General features: G+C 70.5%; 4 protein-coding genes and 2 tRNA genes. 1 reads left to right on the top strand and 5 read right to left on the bottom strand.

Going from position 1 to position 2590, the window contains the following annotated elements; all coding sequences use genetic code 11:
• Positions 1–57: 57 nt before the first annotated feature.
• From OFY01_RS16075 to OFY01_RS16055, 5 genes are all read right to left on the bottom strand, one after another.
• Positions 58–486 (bottom strand): MaoC family dehydratase, encoded by a 429-nt coding sequence (locus tag OFY01_RS16075; protein ID WP_266600457.1) that lies wholly within the window; start codon positions 484–486, stop codon positions 58–60.
• A 5-nt stretch (positions 487–491) separates the two neighbouring features.
• Positions 492–953 carry a MaoC family dehydratase N-terminal domain-containing protein gene (locus OFY01_RS16070; RefSeq protein WP_266600455.1) on the bottom strand — a complete coding sequence of 154 codons (462 nt, stop codon included), beginning with the start codon at positions 951–953 and terminating at the stop codon, positions 492–494.
• Between the two features lie 90 nt (positions 954–1043).
• The gene (gene rpmG, locus OFY01_RS16065; RefSeq protein WP_003948671.1) at positions 1044–1208 is read right to left on the bottom strand and encodes a 50S ribosomal protein L33; all 165 of its coding nucleotides are present in this window, start codon (positions 1206–1208) and stop codon (positions 1044–1046) included.
• Between the two features lie 95 nt (positions 1209–1303).
• Positions 1304–1376, bottom strand: a tRNA-Met gene (locus OFY01_RS16060).
• 34 nt (positions 1377–1410) lie between these two features.
• Positions 1411–1483 (bottom strand) — tRNA-Thr (locus tag OFY01_RS16055).
• Positions 1484–1741: 258 nt separating this feature from the next.
• Between OFY01_RS16055 and OFY01_RS16050 the strand changes: the two genes are divergently transcribed.
• Positions 1742–2590: amidohydrolase family protein (locus tag OFY01_RS16050; RefSeq protein WP_266600453.1), on the top strand; the 849-nt coding region annotated here is incomplete at its 3' end.

The following is a 2590-nucleotide window of genomic DNA, read 5'->3' as shown; positions in this document are numbered from 1 at the left end:
GTGTGCTCTTCCGATCTGCTGTGCCGAGCGGTGGCGGCTCAGCCCGCCCCGGGGGCGTCACACCAGTTGCACGACCGCCCGCGACATCCCGAGCACCTTCTGCCCACCGCTCAGAGCGGTCAGGTCGACCCGTACGCGGTTGTCGTCGAGCTTGGCGGCGACCTTGGCGGTGACCTCGATCTCGGCGCCCTTGTCGTCGTTCGGGACGACGACCGGCTTGGTGAAGCGGACGCCGTACTCGACGACGGCGGCCGGGTCGCCCGTCCAGTCGGTGACGACGCGGATCGCCTCGGCCATGGTGAACATGCCGTGGGCGATCACGTCCGGCAGACCGACCTCCTTGGCGAACTTCTCGTTCCAGTGGATCGGGTTGAAGTCGCCCGAGGCGCCCGCGTACTGGACGAGCGTGGCGCGGGTCACCGGGAAGGTGCCCGCCGGGAGTTCGGTGCCGACCTCGACGTCGGCGTACTTGACGGTGGTCGCCATGGCGATCAGGCCCCTTCCCCGGTGTCGGCGGCGCGCGAGACGAGCTTGGTCCAGGCGGTCACGACGTGCTCGCCGGCCTCGTCGTGGACCTCGCCGCGGACGTCGACGATGTCGTTGCCCGCGAGCGACTTGATGGCCTCGATGGTCGAGGTGACGGTCAGCTTGTCGCCCGCGCGGACCGGGCGCGTGTACGCGAACTTCTGGTCGCCGTGGACCACTCGGCTGTAGTCGAGGCCGAGCTCCGGGTCGTGGACGACCTCGCCCGCGGCCTTGAACGTGATCGCGAACACGAAGGTCGGCGGGGCGATCACGTCCGGGTGGCCGAGCTTCTGGGCGGCCGCCCGGTCGACGTAGGCGGGATTGGTGTCACCCACCGCCTCCGCGAACTCGCGGATCTTCTCCCGGCCGACCTCGTACGGGGCGGTGGGCGGGTAGGTCCGCCCCACGAAGGACTGGTCGAGCGCCATGGACTCGGCACCTCCTGGGTCTGTGTACATGCGTGGGAACGACATGAGGCCGCCCCCCGGAAAGGGGACGGCCTCATGTACGAGCCTGATTTATCGCGTCTCGCGGTGCGCGGTGTGCGCGTTGCAACGCGGGCAGTGCTTCTTCATCTCAAGACGGTCCGGGTTGTTACGCCGGTTCTTCTTGGTGATGTAGTTCCGCTCCTTGCACTCCACGCAGGCCAGCGTGATCTTCGGGCGGACGTCGGTGGCAGCCACGTGAGTGCTCCTTGACGAACGGATAGACGGGTTTAACGCATAGAAGAGTAGCCGATCGAAGGACCGACCCCACAATCGGCTACTGTTACTGTCAGTAGCGGTGACCGGACTTGAACCGGTGACACAGCGATTATGAGCCGCTTGCTCTACCGACTGAGCTACACCGCTGTGATGCAAGCGACGCGAACGACGTCTGCACCAGAGCCCCAAAACGGAATCGAACCGTTGACCTTCTCCTTACCATGGAGACGCTCTGCCGACTGAGCTATTGGGGCGAGCGATGAAGACATTACACGGTTGCCCGCCGATCGCCCAAATCCGTTTCGCGCCGCCCCTCACCGGGAAGCGACCGGCCCTGGACCGACCCCGGAACGGCCCCGGAACGGCCCCGGAACGGCCCTGACCACATCAGTACGACTTTTCCCGCCTTCCCTGGAGTGGACCCGACACCGTCCTAGGCTCGATCCACGCTGCGTGATCTTGAGCGCGCGTCACGAGCCTTCGACGAGCCCCGACGAGCCCTCTGGAGCGCGATGCCCGACAGCCCGCCGCAGCGGCCCTCCTTCCCCGGCTCCCCAGGTGACGAGTCCGCGCCGGACGGCGGCGGGCTGCTGCTGTGCGGCGCCCGGCTCGCCGACGGCAGGACCGTGGACGTTCGGCTCGGCGGCGGGCGGATCGAGGCGGTCGGCACGGCGGGCAGCCTGACCACGCACACCGCGCACCACGCGCGCGTGGATCTGTCCGGCTCGCTCCTGCTGCCCGCGCCCGCGGAGCCGCACGCGCACGGCGCCACGGCCTTGTCCGCCGATCACGACGGCCCGGCCCCCTACGACCCCTACGACGCCGACGACGTGCAGCGGCGGGCCACCGAGGCCACCTTGCTGCAGCTCGGGCACGGCGCCACAGCGGTCCGCTCCCATGTGCGGATCGGCGAGATGGAGGGGCTCGCCTCACTGGAGGCCGTGCTCCAGGCACGGCGCTCGCTGGTGGGGCTCGCGGATCTGCGGGCGGTGGCGATGCCGCGGCTGCTGACCGGGGCCGCCGGGGCCAACGGGCTCGCGATGCTGCGGGACGCCGTGAAGATGGGCGCCGCCGTGGTGGGCGGCTGCCCCGACCTCGACCCCGACCCCGCCGGTTACGTGGAGACGGTCCTCGAGGTCGCCGCCGAGCACGGCTGCCCGGTCGACCTGCACACCGACGGCGCCGACCCGGTGCGGCTCGAACGGCTCGCGGCCGCCGCGGGCGGGCTGCGCACCGGGGTCAGCGTGGGACCGCTGGGCGGGCTCTCCCGGCTGCCGCCCCAGGCCGCCCGGCGCACCGCCGACCGGCTCGCCGCGGCCGGGGTGACGGTCGTCTGCCTGCCGCAGGGCGGGTGCGCGGGG

This window comes from Streptomyces beihaiensis (assembly GCF_026274175.1).
Lineage (GTDB): Bacteria > Actinomycetota > Actinomycetes > Streptomycetales > Streptomycetaceae > Streptomyces > Streptomyces beihaiensis.
Note: the sequence above shows the minus strand (reverse complement) of the source record. Positions and strands in the feature narration are given on the sequence as shown.